This is a genomic window from Oribacterium sp. NK2B42 (assembly GCF_000424445.1).
Taxonomy (GTDB): Bacteria; Bacillota; Clostridia; order Lachnospirales; family Lachnospiraceae; genus Oribacterium.
Genome location: NZ_AUJX01000025.1, coordinates 24,480 through 47,954 on the forward strand (window position 1 = coordinate 24,480; position 23,475 = coordinate 47,954).

Annotated in this window: 15 protein-coding genes and 1 pseudogene; 15 read left to right on the plus strand and 1 reads right to left on the minus strand. The window is 44.9% G+C overall.

Translation table 11 applies throughout. The features are described from left to right. Positions 1-55: 55 nt before the first annotated feature. The 6 genes from G625_RS0108660 to G625_RS0108685 all read left to right on the plus strand — a co-directional run bounded on the left by G625_RS0108660 (position 56) and on the right by G625_RS0108685 (position 7,140). Positions 56-1,264 (plus strand): glycosyltransferase, encoded by a 1,209-nt coding sequence (locus G625_RS0108660; RefSeq protein ID WP_029200807.1) that lies wholly within the window; start codon positions 56-58, stop codon positions 1,262-1,264. Positions 1,265-1,280: 16 nt separating this feature from the next. Further along, a complete protein-coding gene (locus G625_RS0108665; RefSeq protein WP_029200808.1) occupies positions 1,281-2,540 on the plus strand; it encodes a glycosyltransferase in 1,260 nt (419 codons plus the stop codon). Between the two features lie 57 nt (positions 2,541-2,597). Continuing rightward, positions 2,598-3,713, plus strand: coding sequence for a 4Fe-4S cluster-binding domain-containing protein (locus G625_RS21200; protein ID WP_029200809.1), 1,116 nt, complete (start codon positions 2,598-2,600; stop codon positions 3,711-3,713). Beyond that, positions 3,710-4,732 carry a Gfo/Idh/MocA family protein gene (locus G625_RS0108675; protein ID WP_044932100.1) on the plus strand — a complete coding sequence of 341 codons (1,023 nt, stop codon included), beginning with the start codon at positions 3,710-3,712 and terminating at the stop codon, positions 4,730-4,732. The genes G625_RS21200 and G625_RS0108675 overlap by 4 nt, the downstream gene beginning before the upstream one ends. 75 nt (positions 4,733-4,807) lie before the next feature. Next, positions 4,808-6,214, plus strand: coding sequence for an NDP-hexose 2,3-dehydratase family protein (locus tag G625_RS0108680; protein WP_242826623.1), 1,407 nt, complete (start codon positions 4,808-4,810; stop codon positions 6,212-6,214). Positions 6,215-6,222: 8 nt separating this feature from the next. Then, the gene (locus G625_RS0108685; RefSeq protein ID WP_029200812.1) at positions 6,223-7,140 is read left to right on the plus strand and encodes an NAD-dependent epimerase/dehydratase family protein; all 918 of its coding nucleotides are present in this window, start codon (positions 6,223-6,225) and stop codon (positions 7,138-7,140) included. A gap of 3 nt (positions 7,141-7,143) precedes the next feature. Here the strand turns inward: G625_RS0108685 and G625_RS0108690 are convergent, their stop codons facing one another. Beyond that, complete coding sequence (locus G625_RS0108690) at positions 7,144-10,080, minus strand: AMP-binding protein (RefSeq protein WP_029200813.1); 2,937 nt, start codon at positions 10,078-10,080, stop codon at positions 7,144-7,146. A 796-nt stretch (positions 10,081-10,876) separates the two neighbouring features. Between G625_RS0108690 and G625_RS0108695 the strand changes: the two genes are divergently transcribed. The 9 genes and pseudogenes from G625_RS0108695 to G625_RS0108730 all read left to right on the plus strand — a co-directional run bounded on the left by G625_RS0108695 (position 10,877) and on the right by G625_RS0108730 (position 23,458). Then, entirely contained in the window at positions 10,877-11,572 is a 696-nt protein-coding gene (locus G625_RS0108695) for an AzlC family ABC transporter permease (protein WP_029200814.1), read from the plus strand. Continuing rightward, complete coding sequence (locus tag G625_RS0108700; protein ID WP_029200815.1) at positions 11,565-11,888, plus strand: branched-chain amino acid transporter permease; 324 nt, start codon at positions 11,565-11,567, stop codon at positions 11,886-11,888. Before G625_RS0108695 ends, G625_RS0108700 begins: the two co-directional genes overlap by 8 nt. 61 nt (positions 11,889-11,949) lie before the next feature. Continuing rightward, positions 11,950-12,066: pseudogene (locus G625_RS21930) on the plus strand (AAA family ATPase); the annotation flags it as partial. A gap of 167 nt (positions 12,067-12,233) precedes the next feature. Further along, positions 12,234-13,412, plus strand: a complete 1,179-nt coding sequence (locus tag G625_RS19075) for a GNAT family N-acetyltransferase (protein ID WP_049895814.1) — start codon at positions 12,234-12,236, stop codon at positions 13,410-13,412. A gap of 271 nt (positions 13,413-13,683) precedes the next feature. Continuing rightward, positions 13,684-16,368: an amidohydrolase family protein gene (locus G625_RS0108710; RefSeq protein ID WP_029200816.1), complete on the plus strand. Its 2,685-nt coding sequence runs from the start codon at positions 13,684-13,686 to the stop codon at positions 16,366-16,368. A gap of 8 nt (positions 16,369-16,376) precedes the next feature. Continuing rightward, positions 16,377-17,054 carry a DNA/RNA nuclease SfsA gene (gene sfsA, locus G625_RS0108715; protein ID WP_029200817.1) on the plus strand — a complete coding sequence of 226 codons (678 nt, stop codon included), beginning with the start codon at positions 16,377-16,379 and terminating at the stop codon, positions 17,052-17,054. Positions 17,055-17,152: 98 nt separating this feature from the next. Then, positions 17,153-18,856 carry an AAA family ATPase gene (locus tag G625_RS0108720; protein ID WP_029200818.1) on the plus strand — a complete coding sequence of 568 codons (1,704 nt, stop codon included), beginning with the start codon at positions 17,153-17,155 and terminating at the stop codon, positions 18,854-18,856. A gap of 263 nt (positions 18,857-19,119) precedes the next feature. Next, positions 19,120-20,706: an amidohydrolase gene (locus G625_RS0108725; protein WP_029200819.1), complete on the plus strand. Its 1,587-nt coding sequence runs from the start codon at positions 19,120-19,122 to the stop codon at positions 20,704-20,706. A gap of 445 nt (positions 20,707-21,151) precedes the next feature. Further along, entirely contained in the window at positions 21,152-23,458 is a 2,307-nt protein-coding gene (locus G625_RS0108730) for a diguanylate cyclase (RefSeq protein WP_029200820.1), read from the plus strand. Positions 23,459-23,475: the final 17 nt, after the last annotated feature.

Sequence of the window (23,475 nt, forward strand, 5' to 3'; positions counted from 1 at the left end):
AGAAATGACGGATGAAAGGATGAAACTCTGAACAATGTTTTGGGAGAAAGGGAACATGAACTCTGTAATTGCGGTCTTTGTCATTCCGGGTGTCAGCCATATTGCGATGCTGGTACCTCTTTTGCGATATTTTGGGGAACAGGGATATGCTGTCCGTGTCTATACAGCTTCTTTTATTGCTTCTCATGTGGAAAAGGCAGGTGCCGAGCTGGTTTGCCTGGATGATCTCTATGATCAGCTGGAAGGGGATCCTTATACACGTGCCACCAGTCCCTACGCCATGCTGGAGCTTGTGAAGTTAATGGATGAAAGGTTTGGAGAGGAGCTCCGTACCCATCCTCCTGCTCTTGCGCTGGTGGATGCCCATACGGTTTGGGGGCGTCTTCTTGCCGGGAAGTACGAAATTCCGGTGATCATTTCCAGCACTACCATGATCATGAACCCTTTGACGATGAAGAAATACTTCCGGTATTACGAACGATCGGTTCAGATCATGGAGGAAGGCGATCTTGACAATAAGCTGGAAGAACTGACCCGGGACGGCTTTCCGAAACGGGATATCTCTTCCCTTTATTCTGTGGGGGAAAAGGAAAACTGCATCGTGTATGTATCAAAGGAGCTTCAGCCCTGTGCGGATCGGATGGATATTTCCCACGTGTTTTTTATGGGATATGCAGATGAATTTAAGGGAATTCCTGTCAGAAGGTCGTCTTCACGTCCCCTCATCTTTATCTCCATGGGGACCTCCTTCTTAAATACCGGATTCGTATTCAGAAATTGTGTCACTGCTTTTAAAGACAGAACGGAGCTTGACGTCGTGATGGCAGTCAGCAGTGAAGAGATAGTGAAGCATCTGGGAGAGCTGCCGGGACATATCCGGGCACTGCCCTTTGTGGAGCAGAAAGAGATTCTGGCGATTACTGCTAAGGCGGATGTGGTGATCTGCCATGGAGGACTAGGCACAGTACGGGAGAGCCTTCTGGCCGGCGTGCCCATGATCATCTGCCCCCGGGCATTTGACCAGGAAGGAAACGCAAAGCGCGTGGAGGAGCTGGGGGCCGGAATCACTCTTGACAACAACCGTCCGGAAACGCTACGGCGGGCAGTCCGGCTGATGCTGTCGGTTCCATCTTACAGGGAAAACTCCTTCCGCATAGGGGAGACCCTGAGAAAAAGCGGCAATGTCGAGGAAGCGGGCAGATGGATTCTCTCCTGCCTTCCTCATACTGAGAAAATATCGGGGCAGTCCGAAATACTGTTATGAAGGGAAGGAGAGGAATATGAAATCTGTGATCATGGTTTTTGTCTTGCCATACATAGGGCATATTACGCCGATGGTTCCCCTTTTGCGATATTTTGGGGAACAGGGATATGCTGTCCGCGTCTATTCAACTCCTTCCATTGCTCCTTATGTGGAGAAGGCAGGCGCGCTGCTGGTCAACCTGGATGACCTGTATGACCAGCTGGAGGGGAATGCTTCTGATCATGCCATCAACCCGCTTGCCATGATGGATCTTCTGATGCTGATGGATGAACAGATGGAGCGGGAAGTCCGTATCCATCCTCCTGCTTTCGCGCTGGTGGATGCCGCTACAATCTGGGGCCGCCTTCTTGCCGAAAAGTATAGGATTCCGATGATCCTGTCCAGTGCGCCTATGATCATAAACCGCCTGACGATGAAGGAATACTTCCGGTATTTTGAACAGCTGATGCAGATTCTTGAAACTGGCGTGATGGAGGAAAAGCTGGAGGAAGCAGCGAAGGCCGGCTTTCCGAAAAAGGATATATACTCCCTGTATACGGTAGAGGAAGAGGAAAACTGCATCGTATATGTATCAAAAGAGCTCCAGCCCTGCGCGGATCAGATGCAGTCGTATCACATCTTTTACGCGGGATACGTCAATGATGAGAAAGAGGGAAGGGACAATAGTCTGGAAGATGAGGTTGGTCTGAAAGCCGGAGGCGAAAGGGATGCTGCCCCGCAGGACACGGAGCACGAAAGATCTTCCTCGCGCCCCCTCATCTATATTTCGATGGGGACCTCATCCATAAATACGGGATTCTTCTTCAAAAACTGTGTCACTGCCTTTCAGAACCGGGAGGAGCTTGACATCGTGATGGCAGTCTGCAGCGAAGAGATCGTGAAACAGCTGGGAGATCTGCCGGGACATATCCGGGCGTATCCCTATGTGGACCAGAAGGAGATCCTGAAAAAAGCCGACGTGGTGATCTTTCATGGCGGGCTGAATACCCTGCGGGACAGCCTTGTGGCCGGTGTGCCGATGATCATCTGTCCCCGGGCATTTGACCAGGAAGGAAACGCAAAGCGCGTGGAGGAGCTGGGGGCAGGAATCGCTCTTGGCAACAACCGTCCGGAAACGCTGTGGCGGGCAGTCAGGCTGATGCTGTCAGTTCCTTCATACAGGGAAAACGCTTCCCGCATAGGGGAGACCCTGCGGAAAAGCGGCACTGTCGAAGAAGCGGCCCGGTGGATCTTATCGTGCATCGGGACTGAAGACGCATCGCAGCGGCTCTCCTGAGGGGAAACTGCTGCGATGTGTCAGGAAGCTGGTGTCTACAAAGGAGGTAATCGCATTATGGTGGCAATATGGGGAACATATCCGGGTTTTTTGGAGATATACCAAAAGCTTGACCCAGAAGAAAGGAGGGATATCTGTTTTGTGGTTTCCGGTAAAGGGCAGTTGGAAAAATATAAGGACCGTTTTCCCGTCATTGATCTGGAGCAGTTCTCCGGGGAACAGGTTGAAAGACTGATCATTCCTTTATTTGACATGTACATAGTCAATGATATCGTGTGGAAGGTATTTCGTCATACTGATCTAAAGGCAGATCAGATCTGGATCATGGGTCCTACAGAGCTTTTGAGAGAGCTCAAGAAATATGGCTCAATGAAGGAAATCCTTGGTTGTGGGAAGCTTCCCTGTCTGAGTGGGTTGGAATATGATGTGGTATTCCATTGTAATCTCAACTGCAAGGGATGTAGCCATTTTTCACCTATCGCGGAACCGGGCTTCGGTGATCCGGTAGCTTTTCGGAAAGATCTGTCCCGAGTACATGAGCTGGTGGATGAGCTCGGGGAGATCCGTCTGGTTGGCGGTGAACCGCTGCTCTGTGACAATCTGACAGAATATATAGTGGCTGCGCATGCAATATTTCCGGATACAAAAATCCTCATTTTTACGAACGGTATACGTCTTGGGAGTATAAATGACGACCTGAAGGACTGTATGAAACAGTATGGCGCACAATTCAGTGTAACCATCTATCCGCCGGTGGAAAACTATGTCAGGGGAATGATAGAACAGCTGGAGGCGGAGGGGATCGCCATTTACCGTAGCCTGCCGATGCCTTTTTTTGGAGCATGGATCATTCCGGCCGGTGATTCAGATCCGGAGGCAGCCGCAGCCTCCTGCTACATTCCTTTTTGTTACGCGATGTGGCAGGGCAGGATTTATCGATGTAGTACGGAAAATAAGATCCGGGTATTTGAGAAGTTTTATAAGCCTGCCACGGCCTTTCCCGAAGGAGGCATCGATCTTTATGATCCATCTCTGACGGGGTCAAAGCTTGCTTCGTACTTGCTGTCTCCGATAGAGATGTGCCGTTTCTGCGGCAAAACGAGAAAGTTTACCTGGGACAGGGCAGGAAAAGAGCCCTCCGCCGAGGATTGGTATGGGGATGGAAGAATATGAGAATAGGAATACTGTGCCCGTCAGAAATCGCATACAGACGATTCCTTCCTGCATTAAAGCAGATTGATGATGTTATTTTTGCAGGAGTGGGAGTGAACTCTCCATATGAAAGATATGGGGATACGTTACCAGATAAAGAAGAAATCACTAAGATGCTTGAAAGGGGCAAAGCAAAAGCTGGTCAGATGATCTCAGAATACGGAGGACGCTTATTTGACAGCTATAAGAGCGTTGTTTCAGCTCCTGATATCGATGCCGTCTATATCCCTCTTCCCCCCGCTTTGCACTATAAGTGGGCGAAGAGGGCGTTGGAATGCGGGAAGCATGTCCTGGTTGAGAAGCCTGCCACCACCTCCTATGATGCTGCAAGGTCACTTGTGGAGCTCGCTTCCGAAAAGGAGCTTGCACTGCATGAGAACTATATGTTCATTTTCCATGCCCAGCTTGATGCGATAGAGGAGGTAATTAATAGCGGAGAGATAGGAGATGTACGCCTCTATCGTATCTCATTCGGATTTCCGGCAAGATCTGCGGATGATTTTCGCTACAACAAATCATTGGGAGGGGGAGCTCTCCTTGATGCCGGAGGATATACCCTGAAATATGCCGCAAGACTGCTGGGGGATACGGCCAGGATCAGGTATGCCGGGCTTAATTACACAGACGATTTTGAAGTTGATATGTATGGATCGGCGGTGCTTGTAAATGAAACCGGTATTACTGCTCAGATCGCCTTCGGGATGGATAATGATTACAGGTGTGAACTTGAGGTATGGGGGAGCAAAGGGACCCTTAAGACCGGAAGAGTTCTTACTGCCCCGGCAGGTTTTATACCGACGATGACGATAAAAAAGAATACTGCTGTTGAGGAACGGCCATTGCCCGCTGATGATGCTTTCAGAAAATCCATCGAATACTTTGTGAGATGTATGACAGATAAGGAAGCACGGAAGGAAAGCTGCAGGGCGATCCTAAAGCAGGCGCAGCTGGTGGAGCAGTTTCATGAAATGGCAGGATAAATTTTTCAAAACGCTCTCCTGATAGTCACATGGCACAGGGATGACCGGGCGGAAGATGGGGGATTGTAAGGAAAAATGTACAACATACATGCGAATATGTCGCTTATGCAGTTAATTGAATCATGGGCAACAACAGAAAACCCTTTCAATTCGACGGATGACATTCTCACTTGGATCAAAGAAAAGAACAGGGACGTCAGGGTTGATATCAGAAAGATTCCATATGATTATACGGGTGACAACTGGCATTATGATCAGGAAAGAGGAGAGATCAGAAACAGGGACGGCTCTTTTTTTCAGATAAAGGGTCTTCAGAAGGCGGAAGATGGCCGGATCCTTCATGAGCAGCCGATCATCATTCAAAACGAGATCGGATATCTTGGAATCATTTGTAAGGAATTTGACGGTGTCCTGTATTTTCTGATGCAGGCAAAGATCGAGCCGGGAAATGTCAACAAGATCCAGATATCGCCGACCATACAGGCTACCAAGAGTAATTTTATGCAGGTTCATGGCGGACGTGTTCCGGCGTTTCTTGAATATTTCTCAAACAAGCGCAATTACGAGATCATCGTGGATCAGATCCAGTCCGAACAGTCCTCGAGATTCTTAAGGAAGCGGAACCGCAATATCATCATTGTGGTGAATGAAGAGATCGAGGTGCCGGATACCCACAGGTGGATGACTCTTGGACAGATCAAGCAGTTAATGCGCTATGATAATCTTGTAAATATGGATACCAGGACAGTGATTTCCTGTATTCCCTTTTCTTTAAGAGATTTCTCCTATAAAGAACTCAGTCATATCAGGATGCTGTTTCATCAGGAGCCCTTTTATAACTCCGTTTTTTTCGGAAATTCCGGGTCAGAGATCAATAAGATATATCAGTACATGAATGAGGTCAAAATGCTTGACCGAAGCGAGATCAGACTGGTGGATCTTTATTCTCTCGCGTCATGGAAGAGAAAAATGGATGAGATCAGTTCCGAACATGGAGCCTTCAAGGTGGTCTACTGTGACATCGAGATAGAAGGCAGAGAGGTCAGAAGGTGGCAGCAGCCATTGCTTGAAGCCGAGGGGCAGTCTGTATTCGGACTCATATACTGTGTTGAAGACAACCTTCAGAAGTTTCTGATCCAGACAAAATCTGAGGTCGGATGCTTTGATAAGATCGAGATAGGCCCAAGCGTACAGCTCGAGCCCGGTGAGAATCCTAATGCAAGTCTTGTCGATGCTCTGTTTACATATAATTATGAGCACAATAGGGGAATAGAATTTGACGGCCTGTTTTCAGAGGAGGGTGGTCGCTTCTATCAGGAACAGAATCGTAACGTGATCATGAAAATTGAAAAAGGCGATCTGCCGCAGCCCCTGCCGGAGGGTTATTTCTGGGCTGATTTTCAGACGCTCAATATTCTGATCCAGTTCAATAACTGCCTGAATATTCAGCTTAGAAACCTGCTGTCTGTTCTGGATATATGAGGTGAAGGATGAATAAGGTTATCATTACAGGATGCGGAGGCTTTTTCGGAAGAGTACTTACACGAACGCTTCTTGATCATGGCGTCAGGGTATACGGGGTGGATATTAACGAAGAAAAGCTGAGTGGGTTTAAGAAGTATGACAATTTTTATCCCGTTGCAGCGGAATTTGAGGATTATGAACAGCTTCCGGAGAGGATAAAGGATACCGATATAGACGTATTTTATCATCTTGCATGGGCCGGCGGATTTACAACGGCAATAAGGGATTACAAATTACAGATGAAAAACGCGGCTTTTGCCGGAGATGCCCTGGTTGCTGCCCATAGGATCCATGCAAAAAGGTTTGTATATGCCAACACCTATAATCAGTATGAGATCATGAATTTCCTGGAATCAGAAGGCTTTGAGCCCAGATATACCTGTATCTATTCCACCGGAAAAACGGCTGCAGGCCTGATCTGCAGGACACTGGCCCATAATCTTGGCATGGAATACAGTGCAGGGCTGATTCCGATGCCATATGGGGAAAACAATTATTCAAAGCAGCTGGTGAATGTCGTCATCACCAGCCTGAATCATGGAGAAGCTCCGAAGCTGGTCGAAGGAAATAATCTATACGATCTGGTATACGTTCAGGACATTGCTGATGCCCTGATCGCCATCGGAGAGAAGGGGAAGAATAAAAAGGAATACTACGTCGGCCACAGAAGGTTAAAAACCTTCAAGGAGTGGATGATCGAGATCCGTGATGAGATTGCCCCGGAGGTCGAGTTAAAATTCGGTGAATTTAAGGACAATCAGCAGATCGATTATTCGAAGGTCGATCTGGATGCACTCTACAGAGATACCGGATGGGAATGCCGATATGAGCTGAGAGACAGGATCAAGGAAGTCGCACAGTGGGTAAGAGATCATATTATATGATCGTCATATTCCTTTCAGAATAGCATCAACTCTTTCACAGACTAAAATAAGTCCCAATGCCCTTTCAAAGGCGCTGACAAGCCTCTCTGTCTCCTGATAAGAGAAGTATCCTTCACCAAAGACATCGATCGCAAGCTTTCCATCTGCCAGTTCATCAATATAGAATTGGAGCCATGCCTGCCGGTGGCTAAAGCCGGCGAGGTATCCGAGCGGAAGAGACGGAAGCTTCTTCTCTCCAAGGTGAAAGCTTCTTTTCATATTCCCCCTGTAATTCAGGCTGATAAAGGATTCTGCCTGCGGATATCTGACCACAAGCTCCTGTATGGGGATCACGTCATAATAGACAGTATCCTGCCAGGTTTTCTGGAGTTCATTTAAGAAGTCACCTGTTGCTTTCGTTCTGTCGATGTCCGCACGCAGAGGGGTGGCTCTGGCAACGCATCCATGCAGATTGTCGTAAGCGGAGCCATCTCTGCCGCTGTGAAATATCTGACAGATCAGCCGGTTTTGGTTCAAAAACTTTGCCAGGGTAAGAAACAGAGCTGCCTGGATATAGGTACTCTCAGATACGCCGTTTTGTTTCAGAAACTTTGTTTTTTGCGTCTGAGAAAGTCCGGCGCCGATCTCCCGCGAGACCGAACAGATCGGGTAGTTCCCGGAGGATCCTGCGGGCTTTTTCTTGAGATTTCCGAATTGACCCTCAAAAAAGTGCAGGGCTTCACGGCGAAAGTCGGATCCTTTCAGTTCCCCTTCATATGCGGCAACATCAAAATAGTCATAGTCCTCTCTGACAGGCTCTCTTCCCTCATACCGGTCAGATATCTCGTCAAACAGAAGGTTGATGGAGACCTGGTCAGCCAAAAGATGCGATAGGTTCAAATACAGGAATCTGGTTTTTCCCGCATGAACGATCTCGAATTCGAACAGAGACTGACGCAGCAGATCCCGTTTCTGTGACGATTTTTTCATTCGATATGCCCCGAATTTTTCAGGCGCTATCGTCACTTCCCCGACGCTCGTGTCATAGGCTTCGTTTCGAAGGATCATTCCGGATGGGCTGAAACGGATACCGTATACCTTGTGTGCCCTGAGGCTGTCCTCGATCGCTTGCCTGAGCCTTTCTTCGTCAATGGTACGGTCAAGCCGGTAAAGACACCTCACATCCGTCCAATCAATCGGTTCACCGATGCTTCCGGCATCATAAAAAAAGTAATGATTGGAGAGCGTCATCGGATATTCTCTTTCGGGCTTGTATTTATGATCAAGTACAGGTTTTCGTATATCAGCATTCTTTTCGTATTGCAGGGCGATCCCTGCGGGGGTTTGTCCAAGCATGATATCACGGATCGAAAGTCCTTTGAGTCCAGATATTGAGGCCAGCGCAGCCGCATTGATGGAATTGCCGCCAAGTTCAAAGAAATTATCATTTCTGCCTGCCCTGTCGATATGCAAAACCTCCTGCACGGCATTACAGATTGCTTCCTCGACTTGATTTATAGGCTTCTCATAGGCAGCTTTAAACATGGAAAGATCTGGCTTCCTGATCGCTTTCCTGTCTGTTTTTCCGTTTTGGTTCACGGGAAAGGTATCCATTCTGACAAAAGCCCCCGGTATCATATAAGATGGTAGCTTTGCCTTAAGCATAGCCATAATGTTTTCCTTTTTCACAGGTCTCTTTTCGGTATAAAAGCCGCAGAGGAGCATAGTACCGTCTTCGTTTTCAAAGGCCTTTACGATAGAGCCAGTAATACCGCTGACACTGTTCATCACCGACTCGATCTCTCCGGGCTCCACCCTCTGCCCATGAAGCTTGATCATCCAGTCGCTGCGGTTTAAGTACAGAAGGTTTCCATCTGGGAGCTTCTTTCCTATATCTCCCGTGCAAACGAGGAATCTCCCGTCCGGGAGAAGCCGGAATACTTTCTCTGTCTCCCCGGGAAGCCTGTTGTATTGCCGGGGCAGATTTCCGATCACGCAGAGCTGCCCCTCCTGACCGTCCTCCACTTCATTCCCGTCATGGTCTGTTACGATTATTTCGATTCCATTAAGGGGTCTTCCGATGGGAGTATTGTCATAAGACCTGTCAATGACAAACGCACAGATACCTCCCACGGTTTCGCTCAGCCCATAGGAGTTAACGATCTCAAAGTCAGAGCTGAAAAGCTTAACCGCCTTTTCACCAATGGTAAATACCCTCTTTAAGCATTTGCTTCTGCTTACAAAGCCCTTAAGGATCCCGAGGCTTATAAAACCGCAGGTGATTTCATGGGCTTTATAGTATTCTGACAGTCTCTCAGCATCGGATCGAACCTCATCGGAGATCATATGAATATGTCCGCCCATCGTCAGAGTCGTGAAATACTCTGTCACCGCGACGCAGAAGCTCAAGGAGGCGGAGGCGGCAAAAATAAGCGGATGAATGTCATTCACGCTGGACTGCTTTCGCAGGATCTGTACGTCCATAGTGCTTCTTGTGTACACAACGCCCTTTGGGAATCCTGACGATCCGGAGGTATAAATGATCATTCCCCGATCCGCATCCCGGCTTTCGGAAATGTCCGGTGCCTCATCCGGCACTAAGGCTTCCTGCCTAAACCCCTCTAAGGATCGTAAAAAATCCTCTCTTATTACAAGGGCTGCATCACAATCCTTTTTTATAAAGGAAACCCGCTCATCCGGATATTCCGGAATCAGAGGCACGATCACGGCTCCGATTTCAAGTAAGGCAATCTCTGTAGCGATGTATTCACTGATTCTAGGAAGAATGAGGATGACGCTGTCTCCTTTTCTGACACCGAGCTGTAAGAGCTTACCGGCAATCCTGTCGGAGAGCGCAGCAAGCTGGCGGTAGGTAAACGTTCTCCTGCCGTTCATGTCCGTGATGGCAGGAGCGCTTCCACAGTCTATGGTTTTCCTGATAAATTCCTCTATAATAAACATATCAATCGGGGTAGAGACGGTTGTGTCCCAACTTTCCGCTGTGATTTAGCGGCAGTTCATTTATGCGTTTCCTATATTTACTGCACCGTATCATATTTTGAAACAGGTGTAAAGGCTGATTCTTTCTTCCGGAAGATAGTCAAATCTAACGGTCTTATATATGTCTGTATGCATCAGCTTTGTCAGGCTGCTTTCTGTTTTTTTGAAGCGGAGCGTAAACTGTAAACCGTTTATCGGAATCCCTTAAATACTAGGATTTTTGGTAAACATCAACAAAAAAGAATAGAGAGAGTTTTGTGGCAGTACCATAATATGACCGGTGTTACCCTTTTTTTATATCTGCTTTTCATATCCAAAATGTTGTTTATTGGTTTATTATCTATTTGTATTATTATACATTTTTCATTTGTTAGACTATTGTTAGAATTAAAGACTTGATGTTATGCTTATCATTACCGAGTATACTTATTAAAGAGCTTATCTCAGACTAATACAAGCTGTATTTTTTCCATAAGAGATAACGGATGCGGTATCCCCAAGGAATCAATTGAGCATATATACGATAAGTCTCCACATCCGGCAGCATCACTTCAAACGAATGCTTTCTGTGTAATGATTAAAATATCGGTCTTTCGATAAATGAGGAGCTTATTTACGTAAAATGCCATATGGGTGATACTGGACTCCTATTGTGAGGAACGTAAAGCTATCCACACTCGGTTATCAACCGGATGTATGGAAGAAGTGGGAGTGATATAGAAAGTCGGGATTTATAGTACTGCTATTGGAGATATAGATGAAGGAGTTACGCTTTGCCATAAGAAATACGATTCCAATATTCTTTACCTATCTGTTCATCGGGATTGCCTTTGGCATTCTGATGAGTGATGCAGGATACGGTGTTATGCTATCGACAGCATCCGCTTTTTTTATTTTCGCTGGTTCGATGCAGCTTGTAATGGTGCCAATGATGACATCCGGAGTATCCTTGTTTTCACTGGCACTCATGTCCTTTTTTATCAATGCCCGGCATATTTTCTATGGAATTGGATTTATTGAAAAGTTTCGCGGAATGGGCTGGCGCTATCCCTACATGGTTCTGACTCTAACAGATGAAACTTATTCCGTTCTCTGTTCAGTAAAGTATGATAAGGATCTGGACGAGGACAGGGCTGCATTTCTGATTGCCATGGCAGACCATCTGTATTGGGTTTTCGGCTGCTTCATTGGCGCATGCGTGGGGCGATACCTTCCGTTCGATATGAGAGGAATCGAGTTCTCTGCCACGGCTTTTTTTCTGGTCGTGGTTATCAATCAATGGCATCAATACCATTCCAAACTCCCATTTTTTACAGCTGCCGTATGTACCATGGTTTTTTATTTGTTGCTGGGTAAGGATTTTTTCCTGATTCCCACCCTGGTCACCTGTCTGGCTGTGATGATTTTTCTTCGAAAGCCCGTAGAGCAGAAGGAGGGCTTTGCCGATGAATGAAGTGCTGTATCCACTGGCTGTGATAGCTGTCGTCGCACTAGTTACATGGATGCTCCGGGCTTTTCCTTTCCTGCTGTTTGGTAACAGACCGCTTCCCAAGGTGATCCTGTATCTAGGCAAAGTCCTTCCGCCTGCGATTATGACTGTTCTGGTAATCTATTGCCTTCGGGATATATCTTTTTCCCAGCCGCCCTATGGAATACCGGAAATCGTTGCATGTGTTGTAGTTGCTGCTTTGCAAATCATCCGCAGGAATATGTATCTTTCAATTATAGTGGGAACGATTTGCTACATGATAATGATCCGTGTTGTTTAGAATGTTGCGTTTATAACTTGTTTCATAAAGTTTAGTCTAAGGGGTTAAATTCTAGCTTGCTATCAATAGTTTATATAACAGCCGAAAATACGATATCTATATTACAGGTTCCAATGCATTTTTGTTAAGCTCAGATTTATCGACGTTATTTACTGGGAGATTTATAGAAATTCAAGTTTGAAAAAGGCAAGCTCTTGATAAAGTAATCAAAAAATAATATGAAACACATGATTAAATATATATTGATGCTCTGCATTGTATTTTCTCTTTCAGGGTGTGTCAGACGGAACGTTACCCCCTCCGTAGATCCCAAACTTTTGGAAAGTTGCGCCGGATCTGTTTTTGGTGATTAAAGACAGGGAAAATGATGGAAAGATTGTAGGATTCCTGAACGGCATAGCAACAAATGAACGTATATTCAGGGATGAATTTTTCACTGATGAAAGCCTTCATGAGCCTGATGGAGAAACAGTAATGATTATGGGTCTTGACGTCCTTCGGGAGTACAGAAAAATGGGCCTTGCCAGGGAACTTGTTTTCAATTATTGCAGGAAAGAGCAGGCTCGAGTACGGAGGAACAAGTTTATGAATAAGAAATTATTAATAGAGTTTAAAAATCATATCGATTTGGGGGATCTGATAAAAAAATATAATCACAGCTTCGATGAGTATGTAACAATGCAGATCGGCTTTGATGGAAACGTTTATATTTTATTCAATAAAAACATTCCGGAACGAATAGATGGAATGTTTGTTCCAACAGAGTCAAACAGTAATTATTCTGTTTTGCTATTACAGATTGACTGGAATGAAGAAAAAATAATAAATGAAAAGTATTATGATCTTGGTGTTCAGAAGATGAATTACAGCTTTGTCCAGCCAATTTCTGAGGGTCTTCTTTTGGTATCTTCGAGATGCAGATTTAATAAAGGAAATCCGGAAAATAATGCTGCAATAGTTGATTTTAATGGAAATATAATCGATGAATTCTGTCTTGGAGATGGGATATCTCATTGCTTTGTTCATCCTGATTTAGGAATTGTTATCGGGTACTTTGATGAAGGTGTCTTTGGAAATTACGGATGGAATAATCCGCTAGGTGCATGTGGTGTCAGGGTCTGGGGAAGAGGCGGTCAGGATATATGGCAAGCAGACAAAAATATCTATGATTGCTATGCTATGAATATAAGTGAGACAGGGACTATCTGGTATTACTATTACGATGAATTTAAACTTGTCAATGCAAGTATAAACAATTCTTGCGAAAGAGAATACGTTCCTGAAATAGACGGAGCGGTGTCTCTTATTATTTCAAAAGATAATCTCACAATAATGATGGATAAAGGATACGATGCCAATGATGAATTCGTAGCAAAAAAGATAATAGACGATAAGCTTTGCGATGAAGTGCATATTAGCTTTATGTATCAGGGGAAATGCCGTAAAGTCAGTTTGATTTCTTCATATGGTTCCAAAGCTGCATTTGTTGAAAATGGAACTTGTTTATTTTTAAGAAGTTTCTAGCCGGAGCCTTTTTTGCAACATATGGGTCCTGCTTTTCTTACTGCCTTTATCCTGCAGCCGGGAAATTGCAAGTAAAAAGCACTGAGTGTATGGTTTGCTGCAAAGAAAAAATAAGTGCAGATGGGTAATTGAGTTTGCAGAATTACTTATATTTTATGAGAATGATTCCGATTTTCAGTATGTGGGTGTTATGCCATATCGGAAGTCCACAGTACGATGATTAAGGCATTAACAGTAGGCAGCTATCTGTTTTATAGAAAGGATAACGAACATGAAAGCAGATAAGATAATCAAAAATGCAAAAATCTATACATCTGACAAAAACAAGTCAATTGCGAATGCTCTTGCTGTAAAGGACGGGAAGTTTGTTTATGTGGGAGATGAGGCCGGTCTTTCTGATTACGAGGGAGAGGTCACTGACCTCGGAGGAAGGTTTGTCTTGCCCGGAATCATTGACAGCCATGTCCATGTAACCACCGGTGTTGCATTTGAGTACACTGACCTTGGCGTACCGGTCATGGAATCCACTAAAAAAGAATGTCTTGAGTTTATGGCTGATTATATCAAAAAAAATCCGGGACTTGAGCGCTACAGATTTATGATGGAGCGTACCTGCCTTGCCGGAGAAGAACTCACAAAGGAAGATCTCGATGCTATCTGTCCGGATGCGGAGATTCTGGTTTTGGAGGGTGAGGTGCACAGTAACTGGGTCAACTCCAGAATACTTGCGGCTCACGGAATCACCGATGACACACCGGATCCGGTACCGGGGCTTGCCTACTATGTGCGTAAAGATGGACATCTGACCGGAAACTCTTATGAAACCGCAAGCTGGCCTTTCCTTTTCGATGGTGTCAACAAACTCACTGATGAGCAGATTACTGTAGCATTACTTCGCTGGCTGGACTCATCTTTAAAATATGGAGTCAGCGCTGTATTTGATGCCGGATTCCCTGAACACAACCATATGAATGAGCGGATATACTCAATACTTCGTGATCTGGACAAACAGGGATTGCTTCCTGTTTATGTTGACGGATGTTATGTGCTCACACAGCCGGGGAAAACGAAAGAAGCACTTGATGGAGTAAAGCGTTTCAGAGAAGAGTTCAACACTGAGCACATGAAGGTGCATACCTTAAAAATATTTATGGACGGAACTCTGAAGATCGAAACCGCGGCTATGGTCACTCCATACATAGATACCGGTGCATTTGGAGCCCCGGCCTTTAATGCAGAAGAACTTGCCGATATCATTAAGGAGCTTAATGCAGAAGGACTGGATCTCCATGTACATACCGTAGGTGAGGCTTCATCCAGAGTGGTTCTTGATGGGGTAGAGTTGGCCAGAAAGGAATTGGGAGACAAGTACCGTGTTAAGGTGACCTGTGCGCATCTATGGGTTCAGGACGACGCAGATCTAAATCGCTTTGCTAGTCTTGGTGTAACCGCCAATTTCACTCCATGGTGGCACAGCGGCAACGTAGGCGGCAACCCTGCTGAGTACTGGCCTCAATTTATCGGAGAGAAACGCGGTCACAACATGTTCCGCTGCAAAACGATCTGGGATACCGGTGCGCTTGTGACATGGTCAAGCGATGAAGTGTTCTATGGAGATTTCAAAAACTGGAGTCCTTATCTCGCCATGGAGATAGGTATGACCCGCTGGATCAATGAAAAAACCAGATTTGAGGAAACAAGCAGAACAGTTGCAGCATTTCCTCCATTAAGTGAGAGAATGAATATCGAGGAAATGATACAGGGTTATACCATCAATGGTGCCAAGCAACTCGGTATCGAGGCATCCAAGGGTTCTATAGAAATCGGAAAGGATGCGGACTTCCTTGTGTTTGATAAAGATCTGCTCACTGCTGAGCATGAGGGATTCAGTTTCAACATGCCTTGTGAAGTTTATTTTGGCGGAAAAAGTATGACTCCGAAATCCGCACATCTCCTGGCAGAAGGCTATGAGATCATGAACGGTTTAACTGTGCCGGTGGGAACTTCCAACAAAGATCTGGCAGTTGAAGGCGCAGAGCCGAAGAATGCTGAAAAAATCACCATTGAGTGTTCGCGTGGAGAAAAGATCAATCTGTATGTTTTCCGTCCTGCAGATTATGTGAAGGGTGAGAGAACGCCGCTTATCTATTTCATTCATGGCGGAGGATATCACTTTGGCAATACCTCCATGGATGAATCAAAGATACAGGGTGTGGCAGATGGAAGCAATGCCACGGTTGTTTCTCCTGACTATACACTTTCACTGGACCCTTCATACAGATATCCTATGGAGCTTGAAGAGGTTTATGCAGGTCTCGAATATGTGTACAGGCATGCGGACGAATTGAATGTGGATCCTGACAACATAGTCATTGAGGGAGAAAGCGCCGGAGGCGGTCTGACTGCACGTCTGGCTCTTTATAATCGTGATAAGGGATGTGTTCCTCTGAAAGGTCAGGTTCTTATATATCCTATGCTTGACTGCCGTACCGGTGGCGGAGATGACATTTACAAGAATGAATATGCCGGAGAGTTTGTCTGGACAAAGGAAAATAATGTTTTTGGCTGGGGAAAACTGCTCGAAGGTCAGGAGAAGGAGCTTTCCGATGATGAGAAGATTTATTTCTCACCGGCACTTGCTGATGTAGAACAGCTGAAAGGATTGCCTGAGACTTTTATGATCGTCGGAAGTCTGGATCTTTTCTGTAATGAAGATATGGATTATGCCAAAAAGCTTATGCAGGCCGGTGTTTTTACGGAGCTTTATGTAGAACCTGGAGTGCCTCATGCCTATGAGTATCTGGAGTGGACACCTCAGGCAGCCCGTTTCCTCGAGCTGAGAAATCATGCTACCATAAGGATGCTTGGAACCGAAGAGAAATCACAGACTCCTGATGCAGGAATAGAGTTGGGAGACCTTTTAAAGTATATCTCCGGCATGGGTAGTACAAAATAAGGTTATTTATGAATTATGAAAATATAGTCCCCGGAGTTTTCCTGAAAAGACCGAACCGTTTTATTGCGGAGGTTGAGATAGATGGCCGGAAGGAAACGGTTCACGTGAAAAATACGGGACGGTGCAGAGAACTTCTGGTACCGGGATGTGAGGTATGGCTTACAGCGCCGGGGACTCTGGGAAGAAAAACAAAATATGATCTTGTGGTTGTGAGGAAAAGCACAGGGGTGTTGTTCAATATCGACAGTCAGGCACCAAATAAGGTGGTGAAGGAATGGCTTTCAACACAGGGCTTTGACAGGGTTATCCCGGAATATACCTTTGGTGACTCCCGGATCGATTTTTATATGGAGAAGGGTGATGAAAGATTCTTGATGGAAGTGAAAGGCTGTACTTTGGAATTTGACGGCATCGGTTATTTTCCTGATGCTCCTACAGAGCGTGGGGTCAAACATATACGAGAGCTCATAAAGGCCAAAGCCCGGGGTTACAGAACCGCCCTTGCATATGTTATACAGATGGAGGGGGTTTCAGAAGTGAGACCTCACAGGGAGATGCATCCTGAATTTGGGGAGGCCATAGATGATGCCATAAATGCCGGAGTGGAGATATTGTTTCTGAGATGTAAGGTTGAGCCGGATAAGCTGTGGATCGAGCAGGACTCTTATTTTCCTGTATTGACTTGATCCGTGATAATACCTGCAGCATTTTTAATCGTCATCAATGTCTATAGAATAGATTTTGTGATAGTATAGCATCATATAGATAATGAAGGAGATTTATCATGCCGAAAGTGATTTCCATCGGAGCACAGTATTTCTATGACCTTAGGGATAATGACTGTTTTTACATAGATAAAACCCATTTTATCAAGGAATGGTGGGAGAGGAAGGATGCAGTCACCTTAATAACCCGTCCTCGTCGCTTCGGAAAGACTCTCAACATGAGCATGACAGAGTGTTTCTTTTCCATAAAGTACAAGGATAGAGGGGATCTTTTTGAAGGCCTTTCTATATGGGAAGATGAAAAGTACAGAGCACTGCAAGGAACTTATCCGGTTATATTCCTGTCTTTCGCAGGCGTCAAGGCAGTTAATTATGAGACTACAAGAGAATCCATCAATAAGATTATAGTAAATCTGTATGATGATTATAAGTATATACTTGAAGATAAAAGATTTGACGAGAAAGACCACGCAGTATTTGATGAAATATGTATGGATATGCCTGACAGTACGGCATACACCTCTATCAATCAGTTATGTAAATATCTTGAGAAGTACTATGGCAGGAAATGCATAGTGATAGTTGATGAATACGACACTCCGATGCAGGAAGCCTGGATCCATGGCTACTGGGATGAACTGACGGCATATATCAGAGGACTTTTCAACAATACCTTCAAGACAAATCCATACCTTGAAAGAGGACTGATGACCGGAATTATGAGAGTGAGCAAGGAGTCTATCTTCTCAGACCTAAACAATCTCAATGTCATAACCACTACATCAGATGAATACGCAGATTGTTTTGGATTTACAGAAAAAGAAGTCTTTGATGCGATGGATACGCAGGGGATAGACCCTTCAGAAAAGGAAAAAGTCAAAGAATGGTATGATGGTTTTACCTTTGGCAACATCTCGGACATCTACAATCCATGGTCGGTAACTTCATATCTTGACAAAAAGAAGACCGGTTTATATTGGGTCAATACCAGCGGAAACGGACTTATTAACAAGCTTCTTCAGGAAGGAGATTCGGACATCAAGATGAAGCTTGAAACCTTGATAAAAGGAGGAACGCTCAGAGCAGAGATAGACGAACAGATTGTGTTTTCTCAGCTTTATGAAACAAGAGATGCTTTATGGAGTCTGATGCTTGCATCCGGATACCTCAAAGTAGATAAATACGAAGAGATTGAAGACTATGACGGACAGCTCATCTTCATGTATACCCTGTCTATCACAAATCGGGAAGTCCGGGCAATGTTTGCGAAGCTTATAAAGGGATGGTTTAATAAAGGTACAGCCTTTAGCGATTTCATTTCCGCCATGCTGCGAGGTGACGAGTACGAGATGGAAAGATACATGAATCAGGTAGCATTAAACACCTTCAGTTCCTTTGATACCGGAACATCTCCTTCCGGCGAGAAGCATCCTGAAAGGTTTTACCACGGCTTTGTTCTCGGACTTATGGTGGATAGATCAAGAGACTACATCATTAAGTCAAACCGGGAAAGCGGCTACGGAAGATATGATGTGGTGATGGAACCAAAGAACACTTCAGATGTTGCAGTGATCATGGAATTCAAGGTCCGGGATGAGAGACGCGGAGAGAAGTCTCTTTCAGATACCGCGGATAATGCTCTGTCACAGATAAACGAAAGGAAGTATGACGCAGACCTTCTTTCCAGAGGCATCCCTGCGGAACGCATCTACAAGTATGGTTTTGCATTTGAAGGAGAGACCTGCCTCATAAAAAAAGGATAATTATTGATGTAAAGGTCAAAAAACGCCGCTTATTAATTTCATTCATGGCGGCGGATATCACTTTGGCTATGCCTCCATGGATGAATAAAAGATACAGGGTGTGGCAGATGGAAGCAATGCTACTGTTGTTTCCCCTGACTATACACTTTCACCGGACCTTTCGTACAAATCCGTGATTATCAGCTGAGAAGAAGATCATAGAAGATAAGGAGGATATTTTATCAGTGAAAGCACAAACGATTATTTTAGGAAATGTTATTACAATGGATGAATTCAAGCCTTATGCTGAGGCGATAGCGGTGAGTGATGAAAAAATCATTTACGTTGGCAGTAAAGATGCTGCGATGAAGCTGAAGGATGATAAAACCGAGGTTTTGGATTACGGAACGAATTCTGTTTATCCCGGCTTTTTGGAGGCACATTGCCACCCCGGTTTTGCCGGAAATATGATGTTTGGAAGGGCAAAGCTTTCAGAAGGTAAAACTCCCGAGGATTATCTGAAAATTCTAAAAGAATATGTTGACAACAACCGGGATAAAAAGAATTATGTCGGATCGGGTTGGTCGGATGATCTGTTATATGATCTTAATGCAAAGCAACTGGATGAGATCTGTCCGGATAAGCCTATGATCAATCAAAGCAGCAGCGGACACATGATGTGGGTCAACACCAAGGCCATGGAGGCCTTTGACATCAATGAAGATGCAGTGAAACAGTGGGGAACAGAATGTATCCATGTTGATGAGAATGGCAAGCCGAATGGTGTGCTCGCCGAAAAGCCGGCCATTGATCTGGTAAAGCGGGTTCAGCCGGATCTTGCGCAGGCAAAAAGTGAACTGCTTGGATTCCAGAAATATGCGTTTTCAAACGGCTATACAGGTGTATATGACGCCGGATACCAGCTTCTGACCAGTCACGATCCGCGTGCCTACAGGGAGCTTGACGATGAGGGTAAGCTGAAGCTGTATTCATATTGTGGCAGTTTCGTTAATGACAATACCGATACCCCTGAAGAGGAAATGGACAGAGTTGCGGAGGAGGCAAAGGAATATAACGGCAAGCACGTGAAGGTGATCGGCGCCAAGGTCTTTGCCGATGGAGTCGTGGAGGGACACACCGCATGGATGCTGGATGATTATGTGGACAAGCCCGGGTACAAGGGCGTAAGAAGGTTTGATGATCACGAAAAGATGGTAAGGCTCGTCAAGGCGGCGGCAGCCCACAATATGAACGTTCACATTCACTCGATCGGAGACGGAGCCACAAAGGCATGGATCGACGCAATCGCGGAGGCGCAGAGCGAGACAGGGAATTTCGATATGAGAAATGCGCTGGCGCATTTACAGGAAGTCACTCCGGAGGATGTTAAGAGAATGGGCGAATATAATGTTATGGCTGTATGCGGAATTATGTGGGCAATCAAGCATCCTGCCGGCTTTGCACAGGAGGTTGCCTATGTGGGCGAGGAGAAGTCCTATAATGCCTACCCGGTCAAATCCATCATGGATGCAGGCGGCGTGGTTGCCAACCACTCAGACTACCCCGTGTCGCCTCTGTTCAGCGCGATTCAGGCGTTTTGCTATGGAGTGTTGAAGAAGCTGCCCTCAGACCCGGATGACTATATCAGAAATATTGACCAGGCGCTCACCAGACATGAAGCATTAAAGACGCTTACGAGTAATGTGGCTTATATGTGGCATGAAGAGGACAGGATGGGATCGATCAGTATAGGAAAAATTGCCAACTTCGTTGTCATGGACAAGGATTTTATGCACGATGATATGTCAGAGATTGAAAAGGCAAGATGCCTTGCTACGATTGTTGATGGTGAGGAGGTATATAAAGCGTAAAAGCTGAATTATCAGGCAGGAAGAATCCTTGCAAATCCCAGACAGACCAACCTTAAGGATTGTGTGATGCTTTATAAAAAAGCACTGTGATATACCTTATGGTTGTGGTAAGTGAAGGAGTTTTTGATAAAAGAAGGCTGATGAATCAGGATCCGTAAGTTTAATGATGAACCAGTGGGACGGAGTCAATGGGGCATTTACAAAATGTCCCACTGACTCCGTCCCCTTTGGTTCATCAGAAAGGTACTTGACAGCCAGGCGGAACAGCACAGAGCATTAGTTGACAGTGTCATTTTTGTGTCTTACGATGAAACTGAATACTGCGTTCGTGAAGGATAACCGTCGGAAGCATTTTTTCTGATATCTGTATTTAATTTATTATTGTCGACCTTTATAATGATAGAGTGAGTATTATATGTAGAGTATTTAGTAAGAGTGAGATGATATGAGCAAACGATTTAATATAGCTTACCTAATAGCCCATAAGACCCTGGGCTATCCTTTAGGAATTCAGAATGGCCTTAGAAACTCAATAGAAGAGCAGGGTCATAATCTCATAAATATTATGGATCTTTTGCCGTCGAATAACTTTCTTGAATGGCCGGAGAACTATATTCATGTGGCATTTGCATTGGCCGCCAGAATGGAATTTGATGCGTATATTGTTCCGGTGGGTGTTGTCAATGCTTTTATTTCACGTTCCTCAACAAATGTCAACGCTATGGATTATGTGAAATTGCTCAATCCGGAAAAAACTATTTTGATTGAGGAATTTCATGAGGGTTACAGATGTATCAGGAAAGACAATAAACCGGGAATACGTCAGTTAATAAGACATCTTATTGAGGATCACGGATACAGAAAGATCTGTTTTTTAAGTGGACCTGCCACGAGCTTTGGGGCAAAGGAAAGGGAAACGGTTTATTTTGAAGAGATGCATAAGCATGGACTTCCTGTTGAAGACCATATGTTTGCACGTGGAATATATTCAGGTGACTGTGACGACGTGGTGGAGCAGCTTCTTCTCAACAATCCCGATGTGGAAGCTGTTGTCTGTGCATCGGATCATATGGCGGAAACTGTTTATCGCGTCATGAAAAAGCACGGACTTACTCCGGGCTCAGATATAGCTGTAACAGGGTATGATGATATTTCATCTGCTGCCGAAATGACTCCGCCTCTTACCACTGTGCGTCTTTCGGCGTATGACATGGCATATGCTGCCGGTTATGAAGCAGTTCGTTTATGCGAAGGTAAACCGCAGGAAACAGAAGTAATAGAAAGCATTTTTGTACACAGACTTTCCTGCGGAGAAAAGGTGACCGATAATAATTCCGATCTTGTAAAGCTAATGGCACAGACACCGGTTGACAGAGAAGCCATGGCAAAGCAAATGATGGAGGACGTGGCTGAAACTGCTTCAAAAAAACTAAAGCAGGAATGCCTTCCTCGCTTTAAGTTGTTTGTCGAAAAGATATATAACATACTTATGGACGGGGAACAAAGAGGCTCCGTTCATCTCACGGGGCAGGACGATATCGACGATATTTTTCGTTACGATTTCAGAGATTATTTCTCCTTAAGGAAATTCGGTGATGCAGTTACGGATTGTTATGATTATGCGGTGTCCCGACTTGAGGGAGACGAAAAGATATGGATATTGAATGAGCAGGCAATGTTTCAGCGCATTATCAGAAAGAATATAGTAGAGCAGTATGAACAGAGACTATGGCACAGCCAGAAGAGACAGTACTACATTACCCGCATAACGATGGATGCATTGATGAATTCCCTGGATAGAAAAAAAGCTTTTCTGGCAATGTTTGATGATCTTATCAAGCTTGGGGTTAAGGATGCTGCTCTTCTGAGTTTTCCTGAACCTGTTGAGTATTTTCACAATTCATTGCATATGGGAGATACTCTGCTTCTTGAGGCTTCACTGTCCCGGGGAGAGATCAATGTTTCGGATAAACCGAAGACATATAAGCTTTATCAGATTGTAAAAAGCTTTATGTCACCGGATACGCCTGAACAGACAGCATTTCAGGTGAATCCGAGCTTTACTGTTGGAGCATTACTTACCGGTCGTGAAATGGTAGGAGTTTTCATAACAGGACCAAGCTTCATGTATTCTACTGAGCTGGTCAGAGTTTATCACCAGATGGCGGTGGGCGTGCAGCATATCAGACTTATACAGAATGAGCAGGAGCTTATAGCTGTATTGAATCGTAATAATCTGCGTCTTTCACGGGAATCAGAGCATGACGAGCTGACAGGAGCTTTTAACCGCAGAGGTTTCATGAACAATCTGGAACAAAGGGTGAACTCTATACTTTCAGAGAATAAAACTGATTGTAAAGCTGCCATTTTCTATATGGATATGGATGATTTAAAGCATATCAATGATACCTATGGTCACGATGACGGGGATTTTGCAATAAAAAGTACAGCAGAGGTTCTTGCAAAGGCTTTTGCAGGTGGTCTGGTAGGTCGGCAGGGTGGAGATGAATTTTTGGGCTTCTGCATGTTGGGCGGCTCACAGATTTCTGACCCCGGGGAAATGATTTCAAGGGTAGATAAACTCATGGAAGAGGTCAATGCGAAAAGCGATAAACCATATAAATTGCGTATATCTATCGGATATCGTGAATTTACTGTGGATTCCGATACCATGAAAATATTCTCTTCATATATGGAAGAGGCAGATACCATGCTTTATGAAAATAAGAGGAAGCATAAGGCGTTGTCATAATCACGATGGAAAAGGCT

Coding starts and splice junctions, on each gene's coding strand:
- G625_RS0108660 (WP_029200807.1), top strand. CDS start 56: ATGAACTCTGTAATTGCGGTCTTTGTCATTCCGGGTGTCAGCCATATT.
- G625_RS0108665 (WP_029200808.1), top strand. CDS start 1,281: ATGAAATCTGTGATCATGGTTTTTGTCTTGCCATACATAGGGCATATT.
- G625_RS21200 (WP_029200809.1), top strand. CDS start 2,598: ATGGTGGCAATATGGGGAACATATCCGGGTTTTTTGGAGATATACCAA.
- G625_RS0108675 (WP_044932100.1), top strand. CDS start 3,710: ATGAGAATAGGAATACTGTGCCCGTCAGAAATCGCATACAGACGATTC.
- G625_RS0108680 (WP_242826623.1), top strand. CDS start 4,808: ATGTACAACATACATGCGAATATGTCGCTTATGCAGTTAATTGAATCA.
- G625_RS0108685 (WP_029200812.1), top strand. CDS start 6,223: ATGAATAAGGTTATCATTACAGGATGCGGAGGCTTTTTCGGAAGAGTA.
- G625_RS0108690 (WP_029200813.1), bottom strand. CDS start 10,080: ATGTTTATTATAGAGGAATTTATCAGGAAAACCATAGACTGTGGAAGC.
- G625_RS0108695 (WP_029200814.1), top strand. CDS start 10,877: ATGAAGGAGTTACGCTTTGCCATAAGAAATACGATTCCAATATTCTTT.
- G625_RS0108700 (WP_029200815.1), top strand. CDS start 11,565: ATGAATGAAGTGCTGTATCCACTGGCTGTGATAGCTGTCGTCGCACTA.
- G625_RS0108710 (WP_029200816.1), top strand. CDS start 13,684: ATGAAAGCAGATAAGATAATCAAAAATGCAAAAATCTATACATCTGAC.
- sfsA (WP_029200817.1), top strand. CDS start 16,377: ATGAATTATGAAAATATAGTCCCCGGAGTTTTCCTGAAAAGACCGAAC.
- G625_RS0108720 (WP_029200818.1), top strand. CDS start 17,153: ATGCCGAAAGTGATTTCCATCGGAGCACAGTATTTCTATGACCTTAGG.
- G625_RS0108725 (WP_029200819.1), top strand. CDS start 19,120: ATGGATGAATTCAAGCCTTATGCTGAGGCGATAGCGGTGAGTGATGAA.
- G625_RS0108730 (WP_029200820.1), top strand. CDS start 21,152: ATGAGCAAACGATTTAATATAGCTTACCTAATAGCCCATAAGACCCTG.